The sequence below is a fragment of the Pseudomonas sp. NGC7 genome, from assembly GCF_047159675.1.
GTDB lineage: Bacteria > Pseudomonadota > Gammaproteobacteria > Pseudomonadales > Pseudomonadaceae > Aquipseudomonas > Aquipseudomonas kermanshahensis.
Window position 1 is genome coordinate 6,197,598 of record NZ_BAAFZY010000001.1, and the last position, 12,755, is coordinate 6,210,352.

Genomic DNA, 12,755 nt, shown 5'->3' on the forward strand with positions numbered 1-12,755 from the left:
CATGACCTACGATTCATCTTCAATTCGTAAGCTCCGTGATGCGATGTTCGCTTTCGATTTTGCGCACCCCGTGCAGACCATCGAAACGCTCCGCGTTGGCATGGAGGCAATTTCACAACAAAACCCTCCGCAGGCTGACTTAATAGTTGAGACAACCGACCTCGGTGGCGTGCCTGCGGTAGCGATCACGGCACCCGGCGCATCCAAAGATCGAGTCATCTACCATTTTCATGGTGGTGGCTGGGTGGCTGGCTCTCCTGCGTCGCATTTGGGCATGCTCGGAGAGCTGTCTCGAGCGGCGAAGTCCCAAGTCATCGTTCTAGACCACTCCAAGGCACCCGAGCATCCATTTCCGGCGTCCTACGACGAATCCATACGTGGCTACGAAGCACTTCGTGCACTTGGCAAGCCGTTCGCTGTGACAGGTGACTCTAGTGGTGGTGGTATGGCTCTCAACGTTCTGGTCTATGCAGCCTCGAAAGGCCATAAGGACACTCGAGCAGCGCTCCTCATTAGCCCGTGGGCAGACTTAACATTGACGCTGCCCTCGTTGACCCAACTGGCCCACCGCGACCCAATGGTCAACGTGAACGGGATGCGGGACATGGTAGCGGCTTACGCTGGGAATCACGACTTGAAGGATCCGCTCATCTCACCTCTGTTCGCCGACATGCGTGGTTTTCCTCCGGTGCTTATACATGTCGGAAGCGACGAAGTACTTCTCGACGACGCGCTTGAAATCGACCGAAAAGTGCGCGCAGCCGGCGGTGAGTCGCACCTTGAGGTCTGGCCGGAGATGCTGCACGTTTGGCACATTCAGACGGCTTCATTGCCTCAAGCCCATGACGCGCTCCAGAGAGCTGGCGAGTTTCTCTTCGGGCACCTTGATAGCTAGTACGGGCACAGCCTCGTCAAACCGCAAACAAAAAATAGGAGAAGATAATGACCACCAATACCAACCCACCGGGAACGGCATGGATGCAAATCGTAAAGCAAAAAGGAACCAGCGATTTCGCAAAGTCGTTTACCGCTGACGCCAGCCTTCAGACCTCAGCCCTCAACAAGGCAGTGGTAGGCCCGACACATATCGGCGCATTTTTTACCGCGACGAGCACGATGTATGCAGACTTCGTGTTTTCTGCAGAGACCGTTGACGGTACGAAGACTTACCTTGAGTGGGAAGCTACCTATGGTGGCAAGCCAGTGGCTGGCATCACTATTGTCACTCGAAATGAGTCGGGCCTCGTCCACAATATCAAGCTCTTCCAAAGCCCGCTCCCCGTGGTTCGTGAGTTCTCAGCTGGCCTGAAAGAGAGGCTCGAGGAAACACTTGGTCAAGACTTCTTTAGCTAAGCAGGGCCGATGCATTGCCGGGTATTAGCTGAACGATACAATCTGAGGAAACACGCATGCCAATTTTTCATGCCCATATTCCAGCTCAGAAGTTCTCTAGCGAACAGAAACGCGCGCTGGCGGATGCCTTGAATCTCGCCCTTCATGAAGCCATGGATACGCCCAAGGATGACCGCTTCGTCATCATCAGTGAGCACAAGGACGATGAACTTTTCATACATCCGACTTTTCCTGACGTGGAGAGATCTGACATGCGCCTGGTCGTAACGGTGACAATAGGCGCGAGCAGGACAGTGGAACAGAAACGCAAGCTCGCGGAGCTGGTCACCCGTTATGCGGTAGAAATGGTGGGCGTCAGCCAAGACGATATCAGCCTGATCATGTATGCCATTCCCCTTGAAAACATGAGTTTCGGTGGCGGCAAGCTAGTCTCTGATATTGACCTTTCTATGCCTTGGGTAAACAAGTAGCAGGCCGGAGCTGCACTATTCTTTTAACGGTGCAGCAAATTTGGATCTAACAAACACCTCGCTCGACTTTCTGGCGGCTGTCGCATGGGTTCGGATCCGTAGCCACTTTCGAATGGGTATCGGGATGATGCAGTCACCACTCTAAGCATTACCCTCCGCGCCTTCGTTAAATGCACGGTCGATCCTGCGCGGAGTTGGGCTACCGCACTACGGCGAATTCGCAGAGGACGACATTTCAAGCTTGAGCGGTCAAGCAGTTGATTTGCATCAACTGCCTAACGCGACAAAACGTGCAAGCGGTATACAGCTATGGCGCTGCCCGATTCCATTAGAAGGAGTGTCTACATGTTTGAACGTACCGATATCGAGATCGAAGCTGAAGGCGGGATCACGCTGCGTGGATGGCTTTACGTTCCTACAGGTGGCACAGCCCCCTACCCCGCTATCACGATGGCCCATGGTTATGCCGGCGTGAAAGAACATGGCCTGGAGCGATTTGCAGAAAAATTCGCTTCCAATGGATTTGTAGTCCTCCTGCACGATCATCGCAACTTTGGCGCCAGCGAAGGTACACCACGCCAGGATATCGACCCTTGGCGCCAGATCGCTGATTGGCGACGTGTGATCAGCTTTCTCGAAAGCCAAGACGTCGTTGACGCGAACCGAATCGGCTTGTGGGGCACAAGCTACGCCGGCGGTCATGCGCTTGTGCTTGGCGCCACCGAACGCCGCATACGTGCAGTTGTAGCGCAGGTGCCTACGATCAGCGGCTTCGAACAAGGACTGCGCCGCATCCCGCCAAATGCAGTCGTGATTCTCGAGGAAGCCTTCGCTGCGGACGAGCGCGCGCAGGCACGCGGTGAGCCACCGCACAGACAGACTATTGTCTCTGCTGATCCTGCTGTTCCTGCTTCGTATCGCGATAAAGATGCTATCGAGTTTTATCTGCAGCCTGTGCCCGACGGCGCTTGGCAAAACAGTGTCACGGTACGCTCAACTCGCGCTGCGCGCATGTACGAGCCAGGCGCGTGGATTGCCCGTGTGTCCCCTACGCCGCTACTAATGGTCGTCGCCCTGCAAGATTCAATCACGCTCACTGATCTTGAACTGGCAGCCTACGAGCGCGCCCTTGAACCAAAGCGACTCGTGACGATTCAAGGCGGCCATTTCGATCCATATACTACAAAATTCGATCAATCAAGCTACGCTGCCCTTGATTGGTTCAAGGAACATCTTTCTTAGAGTTTTGAAACTAAGAACGCACCGGTAGGACATGTTAAATTTAACTATTCCTCAAGCATTCTAATCTATGCCCCTTATGCACTATGGGGTGAAAGCCACGCCGTCCTGCGCCCGGATCATCTGTTAAAAACCTGATAATAGCGACACTTTATGACCAGGGATTGGCTTGCCAAGTAAAAAGCCAGATTCTTTTGGGACTTTACACACACAGGAACGATAATTCCATATTGTCTGGAATTATCGTTCCAATATGCATTCGGGAGCTTGAAGTGCCTCAAATATCTTTTACCTCTGCTCACACTCCCCGCGTAGCGGTCGCCGGTGCAACAGGTCGCGTGGGATCGGCTTTGATCAGTGCATTGAGCAATGATCCGATCAAATTAATTGCACTTACGCGTAAACCAAATCCGGCGCACTTCGCCAGTAATGTCGCTCAAGCAACCGTAGATTTTGATAATTTGTCTACGCTTCGAGATGCGCTGCAGGGCGCTGAACGACTGTTTTTGGCACACGGTACCTCACCTCGGCAGGCTAAAAACGAAATCGCTTTGATTGATGCTGCCATCGACGCTGGTGTACGCCACATCGTCAAGCTATCCGTGTTCGGCCCTCCATTGAGGCTGCACCCATACGATTGGCATACGCATATTGAGTCTCACCTGTCTACTTGCGAGATCGGTTACACGCTGCTACGCCCTACAACTTTTTTCGACGTTCTCGCGCTCGGGGGCGAGTCGATTATGAAGGATACTTGGGGCGGTGCCGCAGGAAACGGGACGGTGAGCCTAATTGATACGCGTGACATTGCCGACTGTGCTCGCGCTGTATTGCTCGACCCCAATAGTAACGACTACCAACGAGCCTTTCATCTAACCGGGGAACATGCTTGGAGCATGCCCAAGATCGCTGAAGAACTGTCTTTTTTTCTGGGGCGTAACGTTCGCTATCATCACCGAAGTTTAGCAGAGCACCGAAAACATCTGCTTTCATCTGGAAAGAATGAATTGGTAACAGACGTATTAGTTGGCTTGGATCTAATAGTTTCTCAATCGGTGCTTAGCGAGAACACTTCCACAGTTCAGGTATTGACCGGACATGCGCCGAGAACATTGCCAGCATGGCTACTGGAAAATATAGCGATGTTCGGCGAACTCGCGCAAGAACGATGAAGTAATTTTACTTTTGCCAAGCCAATCGCTTAGACACCTAAAGTTATAACGAGGTTTTGAAATTACAAGCCTTCTTGATCCGATTACAGTCGGTGCTCTTAGCCTCCCGAATCGTATTTTTATGTCCCCGCTCACCCGACTTTGCGCGCCGGGTAATTTAGCCAACAATATTATGGCCGAGCATTATCGATTGCGCGCATCGGCAGGTCTGATTATTTCGGAAGGTATTCCGATCATGCCTGAGGCAGTGGGTACCCCCATGTTCCGGGAATCTGGAGTGACTCACAGGTCGCAAGCTTGAGCGGGGTCACCAACGCCGTCTCTGAAGCGAGCGGGAGGATTTTTTGCTCAACTCTGGCATGTAGGGAGGGGCTCTAATCCGGCCCTCGCTGGTACTAAGCTGCCGGTCGGGCCTAGCTCAATTGCGGCAGCAGGTCACATTCCTTTTACCCGTCCCAAGAAGTCTTATGAAGAACCGCATGCTCTAACAGAAGCAGGGATCCAAGATCGGGTGGCAGCATTCCGTTCAGCAGCCGTTAACGCGCAAAGGGCTGGTTTTGAAGGAGTTACCATACATGGTGCGAACGGTTATCTCCTCGACCAATTTCTGCAAGACCGCTCCAATCATCGCAGTGATAGATACGGAGGCTCGGTCGAGAACCGCACGAGGTTTATGCTTGAGATAGTCGATGCTGCAGTCTCAGTTTGGGGTGCAGGGCGTGTGAGTATCAACCTGGCCCCGCGCTCACCTAGCCATGACGGCGGAGAAAGTGATCCGACACAAACCTTTAGGTACGTTGCCCATGAGCTCGGTAAACGTCACCTATTCGGGAAATACCTGGGCCAGATTCGCTTTTACAGGACATCAAGCAGGCGTTCAGCGGCGTTTGTGTTGTCAATGATGGGTTCGATATCGACATGGCTAAAGAGGCAGTGGCGACCGGGGCAGCCGATGCTGTTGGCTTTGGTCGCCTCTATATTGCGAATCCGGATTTGGTTGAGCGGATTCGTGTTGGAGCCCTCCTTAATACCATTAATTCTGAAACGATCTACGATATTGAAAACCCTGGTTCGGTCGGCTACAACGACTACCCACGCTTGAACGAAAAACGCTATGCTGGGGTTGTGTGGCCGCTTTAAACTCTCAAAAGAAAAAATATTGGCTGCTTTTGAAATATATCAATTGCGCATATAAATTCTCTTGGGAACTCTTGATAGGTGGTTGGCGTTGCAATTGGCTGTCAGGATAATCAGCGAAAGATAAAGTGATGCTGGGCAGAATGAACACAAGAGATAAACAGGATTCTAGGTACACAGTCGTGCATGGCTTGAAGAAGCTCCCCTTGGCTCCAGATGAAGAACATTTGAGCGGCAAACCCCATATGACGAAAGGTTTTTTGTTAACTCAGTCATCATTGAGGAAAGAAGTGGGCTGCTTCGAGCTGACGCCCAACTCCACATGATTGAAGTGAACCGCAGCCCCCCTTTGCCCAAACATGTCACGGAAGCTCGCTTGCCCGGTAGACAATCTGGGAGATACAGGCAGCATCTCACCAAACCAGACGACTTCAGGCCGAACATGACCGTTGCATTCGGAGCATCGCGGGGACTCAAGTGCGTCCGCCTGTCTAGCCTTGCTCGGTTTTGAATTTTTGCGAAAATTTAGCGCAACCCGCATGGCGACCAAGAGGGACATGGCTGAAATGGATAACAATCTGGCCCCATTTCGCTACACGTGTTAGGCACTATCACTGTTAAATAGTGAATGCAATACAAATGAGTACTGCTCAATGCAGCATTTCTCCACCGCCTTGGGGCTTTTCAGTAAATTAGCTTTTGGGTTGACGACTTTCGTGGGCGCTGTGCTGGTTGTAGCCCTCCAGTTGATCTCATATGTGAACCACAACGTAAAGGCGCACGGCACAATGCCAACAGTGACACCTAAAGCCAACGCTTTGTGGATGTTTTTCAATCCTCTACGGCGCCTAGATTTTTACGACTCTACTCGCGGTAATTGGAACAGTCCGCTCACAATGGAGGCGCTGCCCCTTGGAAGTCTTCTGGTCATATTGGACAGTCTGTCCGTTGCCTTCGACCCGCGATGGCGATCACATGGCTCCCTCGGCATTGTTCTCATCACCCTCACTGGATTTTTCCCAATCGCGGCCACATGGCGTCATCTAATGTCAAAAGGAGCACAGCATGTCGATGAATAGTTCACAATTTCCTTTCGTCTGGATAAGACTTGGTCAATCCTCCGGGGAGGATACTCAGAAACATTTTGATGAATTTGAAGCCAATCTTAAGCGCGGTGAGCCGTTCGTTCTTTTGAGCGAGACCGCACCAACCGATGATCATGATCATTCGGCAGATGATAAAAAACGCACGACACTTTGGATGAAGAGCCACAAGCAAGAACTTCGTAAGCTGGTTCTGGCGATGATTATGGTTGAATCCAATGCGGCAAAACGCCTAGGTTTGAAGGCGTTCGCGATCGTGTTCGCTAAGTTCTGGGGCTACCCTCTACTGCTTGCCGCCTCACGTGACGAGGCTATGGATATCGCAAGAGGGCTCAAAGCGGCATCCGCCCCTGCAAGTTGCACTGCTGGATACTGACCAATCAACGGTCGCGGTAGCGACGGTAGTTACCTGCCGCCCCCCCGACAGATCCGTACGTGCGGAACTACCGCATACGGCTCCTGCCTCGGGCATGTGACGCGAAGCGATCCTTAGGATAAGAATGTGCGTTTCTAGGTCGAGGTGTGTAGAGGTCGGGGTCTGGTTGATTCGCCATTTCTTACTAGTATCGAACTTTCGTCGATTGTCCTCCGCCAGCTTTAACTGGCGCACTAAGCGTCCGGCGAACTCACCTTCCGAACTCCAGCTTTAACGGCGATGGTGTCCGCGTATTTTTAAGCGGACGCGATCACCCTTGTCGCCAGGATTTCCATGCGCCAATGAGGCTCTTACTCGAAACCGTTCAAAGCCCCCAGGTCGTTCAGGAACGCCTGCAACCTGGTGCAACGGTGTCCAGTGTCGCCACCAGCCACGGTATCAACGCCAATGTCATCCGCAAATGGCTGCCGCTTCATCGAGACCAGCCCGTATCAGCCTCGCTACCAGCCTTTGTCCCGCTGAAGGCCACCCCTAACGCTCAGCATCGTATGCTTCTATCGGCAAGACCATCGCTTCGAAAACCTCGGCATCTTCGATACCAGGTTCTGGCTCTTGTCGTACAGAGGCGAGACCTGTCTGAAGGCCGCTCGGTACTCATTTTCGTTACGGATTTGGCGGATAGTCACAGTTGCATCTACATCAATGAATTGACTCACCCATGGCGCCAGATCTGTGTAATTGGTAGTCGATTACTGTCTGGTAGAGATGATCAGCCTCCAGTCGGAGGCGTTCGATTTCCTCCGCTGGTAGCCCTTGATCCTCTGCATCATGATGAGCTCGGATTGCCGCCAGTGCTTGCCGCATCAGCGGTTCGCCGGCTTCAGCCATACCCAACGAGGTTCTCTTCACGTCTTCAGCCTCAACGAGGTGGCATCCTTTATCCAAGGTCTTAGTTTACTAGCCCACCGGTCTGCAGCGAGATGATGTAGCACCCGAGCAGCAACTGCACCATAAGAAATCCGCAAAACAATCCGCAGCATTTCCAGCGCTTTTCCAGCTACAGCCCAAGCATACGAAGGTCTTTATAGCTCAGAAAAATCCGCGAAATCCGGCAGCCGAGAATGGAGATACGGGTGGCAATCACAGCAGCGATCTTTTGACGTCTTCGGCCCATCGCTGCGGATCAGCGAGTCCACCAACCCGTGCCGCCAGTTGCTGCGAGAGGGAGCAAAGCTTGGCCGTCGCCCTACCTCTGGCGATGCCCACAACCTGATGATCCTTGATGCAGGGATTCGCGGAGCTGCTGACCTCCTCGGCATCCAGGTCGTAGCGACGCGCATGGCTGATATCGAGTCTGGCCTTCAACGCGAGATTGAATCGATCGAGATCTTCCAGGATGCACTCGATGCCATCAACCTCCTCCGTGAGCACGGGATCGCCACCGCTGTCTGCACCAATCTAGCTGCTCCCTGTGGGCCCGCTGTGAAGACGCTCCTGCCAGATCTCGGTGCCTACGCGTTCAGCTACTAGGTCTGGGTCACCAAGCCTGACCCTGCAATCTACCGCGCCGTATGTCGTGATCTTGGAGTTGTGCCTGGCCACCTATTCGGCGGTGCAGCTCAGCTAGCAACGATCAGAGATTCGTCGCGCTGTGATCTAGATGGCCCTCGAGCTGTTGGCATCAAAAGCTTTCATCTTGATAGATCCGGTGCCGGAGCTGTACAAAATCTCGTGCAATTTGCAGAGCTGGTCGCCGAGGAGCTGGGTTGATGAAGCAGCATCTACCTCCAAGCACGACCGGCAACTACTTTGGGACAACCACTTCAATGTTTATGCCGCCTTCCATCGTGGCCAGTGCCGATGAGCTGGCGAGCAAAGCAGCGGAATTGAATGGCCTCATTGCGCCTCAAACCGCCAACTGCCTAGCGAAGCTCGTTGAGGCGGCAGATGCCCCGCTGACGCAGGCATGGGATGCCTCGGAACACAACGGATATGACCAAAAGAACCTTCGTCCTAATCCAGCTATCAATCCCCGCCGTCGCATACTCGCGGTATTTGGCCATTACGATCAGTTGCTCACCAGTGAGCCAGTGGGGCACGGCGCTGCGTGGATAGCACCCTCTCGAACGGCCTGAGCACAAGGGTGAAGAATAACTCTACAAGCCTGGGAGCGCAGTCACTGGCTGAACACCCAGTAACAAACCACGCGCCACTTCAGCCTTTTAACCCTTTGGAGGTCAAAGCAGCGAAGCCGCTCGAGGGGCGAAACACCGAACTCATTGGTGGAGTACACCAAGGTCGCAGGTCTGCGAGCCAGTGTGGAGCTCTCTGCTGCAGAGTAGAGCGCCCCCACCAAGTCGGTGGGGGGCACGCTATCAGTGCTTGAACAGTCCGAGGATCAAGTTGGCCAGGCCAATCACGATTTTCAGGATGTCCAGCAATCGGGTGACCCACTTCCGCTCAGGCGTCTGAGGCTCCTGAGGCTTCTCAGGAGCGGGATTCGAAGGCGACACGGGTACCGGACGCCCCTGTTTGCCCGTGTGCGGGCATTTGGAGCAGGCATAGCGCTTTTTTTCAGGCACAAGCAAATCTCCCAATCGAACAAGGAAAATGAACCATTCGAAGGAAGAGTTAGCGAAGGCGGTGCTTGTAGCCGTTGAGCTCAGGGCCGTCAGCGAACAGCGGAAGCTTGAGGAAGGAGCACCGAGAATACGCAAAAAGGACAAGGAGCTTCGCCACAGTGGCCCGGGCGAACGCCAAGACTTCGAGCCAGTACTTGACCTCCCGTTCAAGAGAGGGCGTGAGCTCGATAAATCGACAGTACGAGGCAATGAAATCCAATGCCTTGCGTGCTTGCTCAGCCTCATCCAACGCTTTGGTTAAGGCATTCATCCAGCCAGAACCAAAAATCGTTTTCCCCGCCCCCCAGCCAGCGTGGATTAGAGTTTCGCTATCTACGGGCAGGCTATTTGCGATGCCATACTCAGCATCGTCTCTGATGTCAGAATCCCGCACGATGCTCTGCAGTTCAGCCGTGAACAAGCTGAGCAGGCTTTCAGCAATCTGCACCTTCATCCTGATCGTCAGGTTTGTGTGCTTCGTTGAAGATTGATCGTCCATATGGATTCTCGTATTTGCCACCCAATCAACATAGCCACGTTGCTGAATACCAGCAACCCCCTAAGTACCGCTGTGAGGGTCGGGCGCCTGAATTGGCGCACCCTAGAGAGGGTCAATTACTCTTCAAAGGCCGAACGCGAAAGGCTGGCTGTGGGCATCAACCTCTGCTGGTGTTGATACCTGTGACAAACTCAAGCAGGTCACAAAAGCGACCCGCCCCACTACGATCCAAATGGTAACCTTCGATGCCAGCTGCTCGGGGGCCATCAGCATCACATCGCCGGGAGTCTCCGATCATCAAGACGTGAGGCGCGTTCGATCCTGGGAGTTGGCTGGGTGCAACCTCGAGCTGGGTGCAGATGTGTTGGTACATGGCCACATCAGGCTTCATCAGCCCAACCTCGGCACTGAGCGCATAGCCATCGAGCCCCGGTAGCAAATTCCGGGCTGCCAAGCAATACGGGCCACCCAAGTTCGAGCACACGCCGATTCTTATTCGGTGGTGTCGCAGCAGAGCGAGCCCCGGCAGCGCATCCTCAAAGAGTGTGATCGATTCAAGTTCGAGCTCTAGGCAGCTCTGGAGCTCCGCGAGCTGAGATGAGGAGAGTTTGATTCCAAATTCAGCCGCGGTGCCCTCGAGCCCGTGGTCATGAGTCATGATCCAGCGAATATCGTCTGGTGACGCGGCACGCCCCTGCTGTGAGCCTAGGCGGAGAAGCCGTCGATAGGGATTCTGCCGGTTCCGAATTTGCAAAAGCGTACCGAAGAGATCAAAAATTACCGCTGCTGTCATTCGTTGCTCCTCATCGGTACGCAGCCTCGCAGCTGCTAGGACTAGCCGCTACTGCACAACCACTCCGTGCGCGGCGAGCTCGTTTACCAACGTGTCGCGACGCAGCATCCGGGGGATTTTAAAGAGACTTCTGTATGCATAGAAGAGGCACACAGGCGTAAACAGTAGCCCGATACCAAACGTGGCCGTCCCGATGATGAGGCCCGCGGGAACTGCCGCTACCGCAAAGACGATTCCTTTGAGAATACTAGATCTGGCGACCAGACGCAGGTGATCAAGGTCATACTCGACCTTGCCATCCGTCTTCTGGAACGCCACTAGAACGATGCTTTTCTTATTCAAATGCTTGTAATACCAAGTCCTAGGCTTGTCCGTAACAATCGCACCATGCCTCTTCAAGTAATCCAACATGCAAACTTCTTTAAAATGAAAGGTTTTCCCTTCACTGTCTTCACATCGAACCTGGCCATAGAGCGTATCAATGTCAGCAGAGTTTTTAACATCGTAGTTCTTGACGGTAAGCTCAATTCTTTTCAGATCAGACATGCATTTTCCTTAGTGCATTTAAAAGGCCACGTGAATACGAGCGCACGCGAAGCCGTCCAGCGGGTTGGTCAGCGGGATACCTTTAAATTCAAGACGCTCGCCGCCTTGCCAAGTACTACAGCTTGAAAGCGGCTGTCAGGCTGGGTGAGCCATCCCTGTGGGTGCTCACCGCGGCTCGCTGAGCTCGCTCGCGATAACGTAGTAGTCTTTGCCGCTTAGGCTGCGCATTAGCTTGAACCCCGCCCTTGTCTCAACCAGCTGGAGTGGAGGGGTAGCAACCGTCATCCCATTCGAGCTCACGTTTGACTGATCGTTGTAAACGAGCGCCGCATAGCTCTGCCCTGCCCTCGCTGCGTTGACAAGGTAAGCGTCGACCCTCACACCCCAGGAAATACCCTGTGCCTGAATGACTTCTGAGGGGAGATCCCGCTCGAGCTCTACCGGCTCGACGGCGTGGTCAAAAGAGTGCTTCATCGCCGAAGTGGCCATTAGATTTGGATCTCGAAAAAAGGGTCAAAACCAGTGTTCTCTCCAGGGTAGCCGAGGGGGTTTGAGATCACCCTGCAGCCAGCCAGCTCAACATCTGTAGCATCGTGCGTGTGACCGAACACCCACACATGGGCCTTCTCAAGCAAATGCGGCCAGTCGTTGGTGTACGCTGCCGTAAGATGCCCATCATGCTGCTCACCAATCACCATGGGAGATGGTGAGTGATGGGTTACCACTACCGTTTTGCCGTCAAACGGTTGAGCAAGCTCTTGGGTGAGCCAGTCCTTGGCGATGTGGTTTCGAGTAACCAGGTCATCCGGTCTCAATCGTCTGTAGTTCGAGTCTGCCCTGATGTACTTGAAGTCGTTCATGCCTTGCCTGGCAGCGTTGCTAGCCGCGATCTGATTCCCTGTTGACGTGAAGTCAGTCCATGCTGTGCTGCCGAGGATTCTTACATCCCCCAGAATCAGCGATTCGTTTTCCAGCACATGCACGTGGCCGGCCGCGGCGTCCTTCATCTTCTGCAAGGTGCGATCAAGGTGCCCGTCGTAATATTCGTGGTTCCCTGTGACGTACACGACTAGGCAGGCAAACGTCTCGTTGGCCCATTGGACGCCCCTGGCCTTTTTGTTGATGTCGCCGGCGAGGATTACCAGGTCAACCCCAGCGTCGAGGGGCGGTGGGTCGAAACGCTGGAACTCGGCATGGAGGTCTGAGTAAATTCTGATTCGCAAACGCTGGCCTTGAGGATTTAGCGGTAAATTGACGGAGGCCGGATCTATAAGCGCGTCAAGCGCTAGCGCGCTCCAGCGTGATGAAGCGTGCCCAGCAAGAAATAGTGAGGCACCATAAGTTGCTTTGCGCGCACTATATTGCATGGAGAACAACTGCGCAATATGGCTTTATCCTCGGCTTTGGGTGCTCCAAATGTCGCTGAGAGAACCGTTGGCCGCAGTA

At 53.6% G+C, this 12,755-nt stretch carries 17 protein-coding genes and 2 pseudogenes; 11 read left to right on the forward strand and 8 right to left on the reverse strand.

Annotated elements, in window-relative coordinates; all coding sequences use genetic code 11:
• The first annotated feature begins 1 nt into the window (after position 1).
• The 7 genes and pseudogenes from ACMCNM_RS27705 (at position 2) to ACMCNM_RS27735 (ending at position 5,374) form a co-directional block, all read left to right on the forward strand.
• Entirely contained in the window at positions 2–895 is an 894-nt protein-coding gene (locus ACMCNM_RS27705) for an alpha/beta hydrolase (protein ID WP_412765779.1), read from the forward strand.
• Between the two features lie 47 nt (positions 896–942).
• Entirely contained in the window at positions 943–1,353 is a 411-nt protein-coding gene (locus tag ACMCNM_RS27710) for a hypothetical protein (RefSeq protein ID WP_412765780.1), read from the forward strand.
• 56 nt (positions 1,354–1,409) lie between these two features.
• A complete protein-coding gene (locus tag ACMCNM_RS27715) occupies positions 1,410–1,823 on the forward strand; it encodes a tautomerase family protein (RefSeq protein WP_412765781.1) in 414 nt (137 codons plus the stop codon).
• Between the two features lie 345 nt (positions 1,824–2,168).
• Entirely contained in the window at positions 2,169–3,065 is an 897-nt protein-coding gene (locus tag ACMCNM_RS27720) for an alpha/beta hydrolase (protein ID WP_412765782.1), read from the forward strand.
• Positions 3,066–3,292: 227 nt separating this feature from the next.
• A complete protein-coding gene (locus ACMCNM_RS27725; protein ID WP_412765783.1) occupies positions 3,293–4,234 on the forward strand; it encodes an NAD(P)H-binding protein in 942 nt (313 codons plus the stop codon).
• Between the two features lie 121 nt (positions 4,235–4,355).
• A pseudogene (locus ACMCNM_RS27730) lies at positions 4,356–5,033 on the forward strand (alkene reductase); the annotation flags it as partial.
• Between the two features lie 119 nt (positions 5,034–5,152).
• Entirely contained in the window at positions 5,153–5,374 is a 222-nt protein-coding gene (locus tag ACMCNM_RS27735; protein WP_412765979.1) for a hypothetical protein, read from the forward strand.
• Between the two features lie 265 nt (positions 5,375–5,639).
• On the opposite strand, the gene ACMCNM_RS27740 is transcribed toward ACMCNM_RS27735, so the two are convergent.
• Positions 5,640–5,930: a Sir2 family NAD-dependent protein deacetylase gene (locus ACMCNM_RS27740; RefSeq protein WP_412765784.1), complete on the reverse strand. Its 291-nt coding sequence runs from the start codon at positions 5,928–5,930 to the stop codon at positions 5,640–5,642.
• A gap of 94 nt (positions 5,931–6,024) precedes the next feature.
• Here ACMCNM_RS27740 and ACMCNM_RS27745 point away from each other — a divergent pair, with 94 nt between their 5' ends.
• The 3 genes and pseudogenes from ACMCNM_RS27745 to ACMCNM_RS27755 form a co-directional block, all read left to right on the forward strand.
• A complete protein-coding gene (locus ACMCNM_RS27745) occupies positions 6,025–6,450 on the forward strand; it encodes a hypothetical protein (protein WP_412765785.1) in 426 nt (141 codons plus the stop codon).
• Positions 6,437–6,850, forward strand: a complete 414-nt coding sequence (locus ACMCNM_RS27750; RefSeq protein ID WP_412765786.1) for a hypothetical protein — start codon at positions 6,437–6,439, stop codon at positions 6,848–6,850. Before ACMCNM_RS27745 ends, ACMCNM_RS27750 begins: the two co-directional genes overlap by 14 nt.
• Before the next feature lie 341 nt (positions 6,851–7,191).
• Positions 7,192–7,317 (forward strand): annotated as a pseudogene (locus ACMCNM_RS27755) (transposase); the annotation flags it as partial.
• 232 nt (positions 7,318–7,549) lie between these two features.
• On the opposite strand, the gene ACMCNM_RS27760 reads toward ACMCNM_RS27755, so the two are convergent.
• Positions 7,550–7,738: a hypothetical protein gene (locus tag ACMCNM_RS27760; protein WP_412765787.1), complete on the reverse strand. Its 189-nt coding sequence runs from the start codon at positions 7,736–7,738 to the stop codon at positions 7,550–7,552.
• Between the two features lie 252 nt (positions 7,739–7,990).
• Positions 7,991–8,281 (reverse strand): hypothetical protein, encoded by a 291-nt coding sequence (locus ACMCNM_RS27765; protein ID WP_412765788.1) that lies wholly within the window; start codon positions 8,279–8,281, stop codon positions 7,991–7,993.
• 338 nt (positions 8,282–8,619) lie between these two features.
• Between ACMCNM_RS27765 and ACMCNM_RS27770 the strand changes: the two genes are divergently transcribed.
• Positions 8,620–8,985, forward strand: coding sequence for a hypothetical protein (locus tag ACMCNM_RS27770; protein ID WP_412765789.1), 366 nt, complete (start codon positions 8,620–8,622; stop codon positions 8,983–8,985).
• A gap of 496 nt (positions 8,986–9,481) precedes the next feature.
• Here the strand turns inward: ACMCNM_RS27770 and ACMCNM_RS27775 are convergent, their stop codons facing one another.
• The 5 genes from ACMCNM_RS27775 to ACMCNM_RS27795 all read right to left on the reverse strand — a co-directional run bounded on the left by ACMCNM_RS27775 (position 9,482) and on the right by ACMCNM_RS27795 (position 12,532).
• Complete coding sequence (locus tag ACMCNM_RS27775) at positions 9,482–9,970, reverse strand: hypothetical protein (RefSeq protein WP_153338014.1); 489 nt, start codon at positions 9,968–9,970, stop codon at positions 9,482–9,484.
• A gap of 157 nt (positions 9,971–10,127) precedes the next feature.
• The gene (locus ACMCNM_RS27780; protein WP_412765790.1) at positions 10,128–10,763 is read right to left on the reverse strand and encodes an HAD family hydrolase; all 636 of its coding nucleotides are present in this window, start codon (positions 10,761–10,763) and stop codon (positions 10,128–10,130) included.
• Positions 10,764–10,811: 48 nt separating this feature from the next.
• Positions 10,812–11,309, reverse strand: a complete 498-nt coding sequence (locus tag ACMCNM_RS27785) for a hypothetical protein (protein WP_412765791.1) — start codon at positions 11,307–11,309, stop codon at positions 10,812–10,814.
• Between the two features lie 165 nt (positions 11,310–11,474).
• Positions 11,475–11,783 (reverse strand): hypothetical protein, encoded by a 309-nt coding sequence (locus ACMCNM_RS27790; protein ID WP_412765792.1) that lies wholly within the window; start codon positions 11,781–11,783, stop codon positions 11,475–11,477.
• A gap of 14 nt (positions 11,784–11,797) precedes the next feature.
• Positions 11,798–12,532: a metallophosphoesterase gene (locus ACMCNM_RS27795; RefSeq protein WP_412765971.1), complete on the reverse strand. Its 735-nt coding sequence runs from the start codon at positions 12,530–12,532 to the stop codon at positions 11,798–11,800.
• Positions 12,533–12,755 lie beyond the last annotated feature (223 nt).

What these genes read in the sequence shown, in the direction of transcription:
- ACMCNM_RS27715 (WP_412765781.1), top strand. Translation starts at nt 1,410, where the DNA reads ATGCCAATTTTTCATGCCCATATTCCAGCTCAGAAGTTCTCTAGCGAA.
- ACMCNM_RS27745 (WP_412765785.1), top strand. Translation starts at nt 6,025, where the DNA reads ATGCAGCATTTCTCCACCGCCTTGGGGCTTTTCAGTAAATTAGCTTTT.
- ACMCNM_RS27770 (WP_412765789.1), top strand. Translation starts at nt 8,620, where the DNA reads ATGAAGCAGCATCTACCTCCAAGCACGACCGGCAACTACTTTGGGACA.
- ACMCNM_RS27720 (WP_412765782.1), top strand. Translation starts at nt 2,169, where the DNA reads ATGTTTGAACGTACCGATATCGAGATCGAAGCTGAAGGCGGGATCACG.
- ACMCNM_RS27750 (WP_412765786.1), top strand. Translation starts at nt 6,437, where the DNA reads ATGTCGATGAATAGTTCACAATTTCCTTTCGTCTGGATAAGACTTGGT.
- ACMCNM_RS27735 (WP_412765979.1), top strand. Translation starts at nt 5,153, where the DNA reads ATGGCTAAAGAGGCAGTGGCGACCGGGGCAGCCGATGCTGTTGGCTTT.
- ACMCNM_RS27740 (WP_412765784.1), bottom strand. Translation starts at nt 5,930, where the DNA reads ATGTCCCTCTTGGTCGCCATGCGGGTTGCGCTAAATTTTCGCAAAAAT.
- ACMCNM_RS27790 (WP_412765792.1), bottom strand. Translation starts at nt 11,783, where the DNA reads ATGAAGCACTCTTTTGACCACGCCGTCGAGCCGGTAGAGCTCGAGCGG.
- ACMCNM_RS27760 (WP_412765787.1), bottom strand. Translation starts at nt 7,738, where the DNA reads ATGGCTGAAGCCGGCGAACCGCTGATGCGGCAAGCACTGGCGGCAATC.
- ACMCNM_RS27780 (WP_412765790.1), bottom strand. Translation starts at nt 10,763, where the DNA reads ATGACAGCAGCGGTAATTTTTGATCTCTTCGGTACGCTTTTGCAAATT.
- ACMCNM_RS27775 (WP_153338014.1), bottom strand. Translation starts at nt 9,970, where the DNA reads ATGGACGATCAATCTTCAACGAAGCACACAAACCTGACGATCAGGATG.
- ACMCNM_RS27785 (WP_412765791.1), bottom strand. Translation starts at nt 11,309, where the DNA reads ATGTCTGATCTGAAAAGAATTGAGCTTACCGTCAAGAACTACGATGTT.
- ACMCNM_RS27705 (WP_412765779.1), top strand. Translation starts at nt 2, where the DNA reads ATGACCTACGATTCATCTTCAATTCGTAAGCTCCGTGATGCGATGTTC.
- ACMCNM_RS27710 (WP_412765780.1), top strand. Translation starts at nt 943, where the DNA reads ATGACCACCAATACCAACCCACCGGGAACGGCATGGATGCAAATCGTA.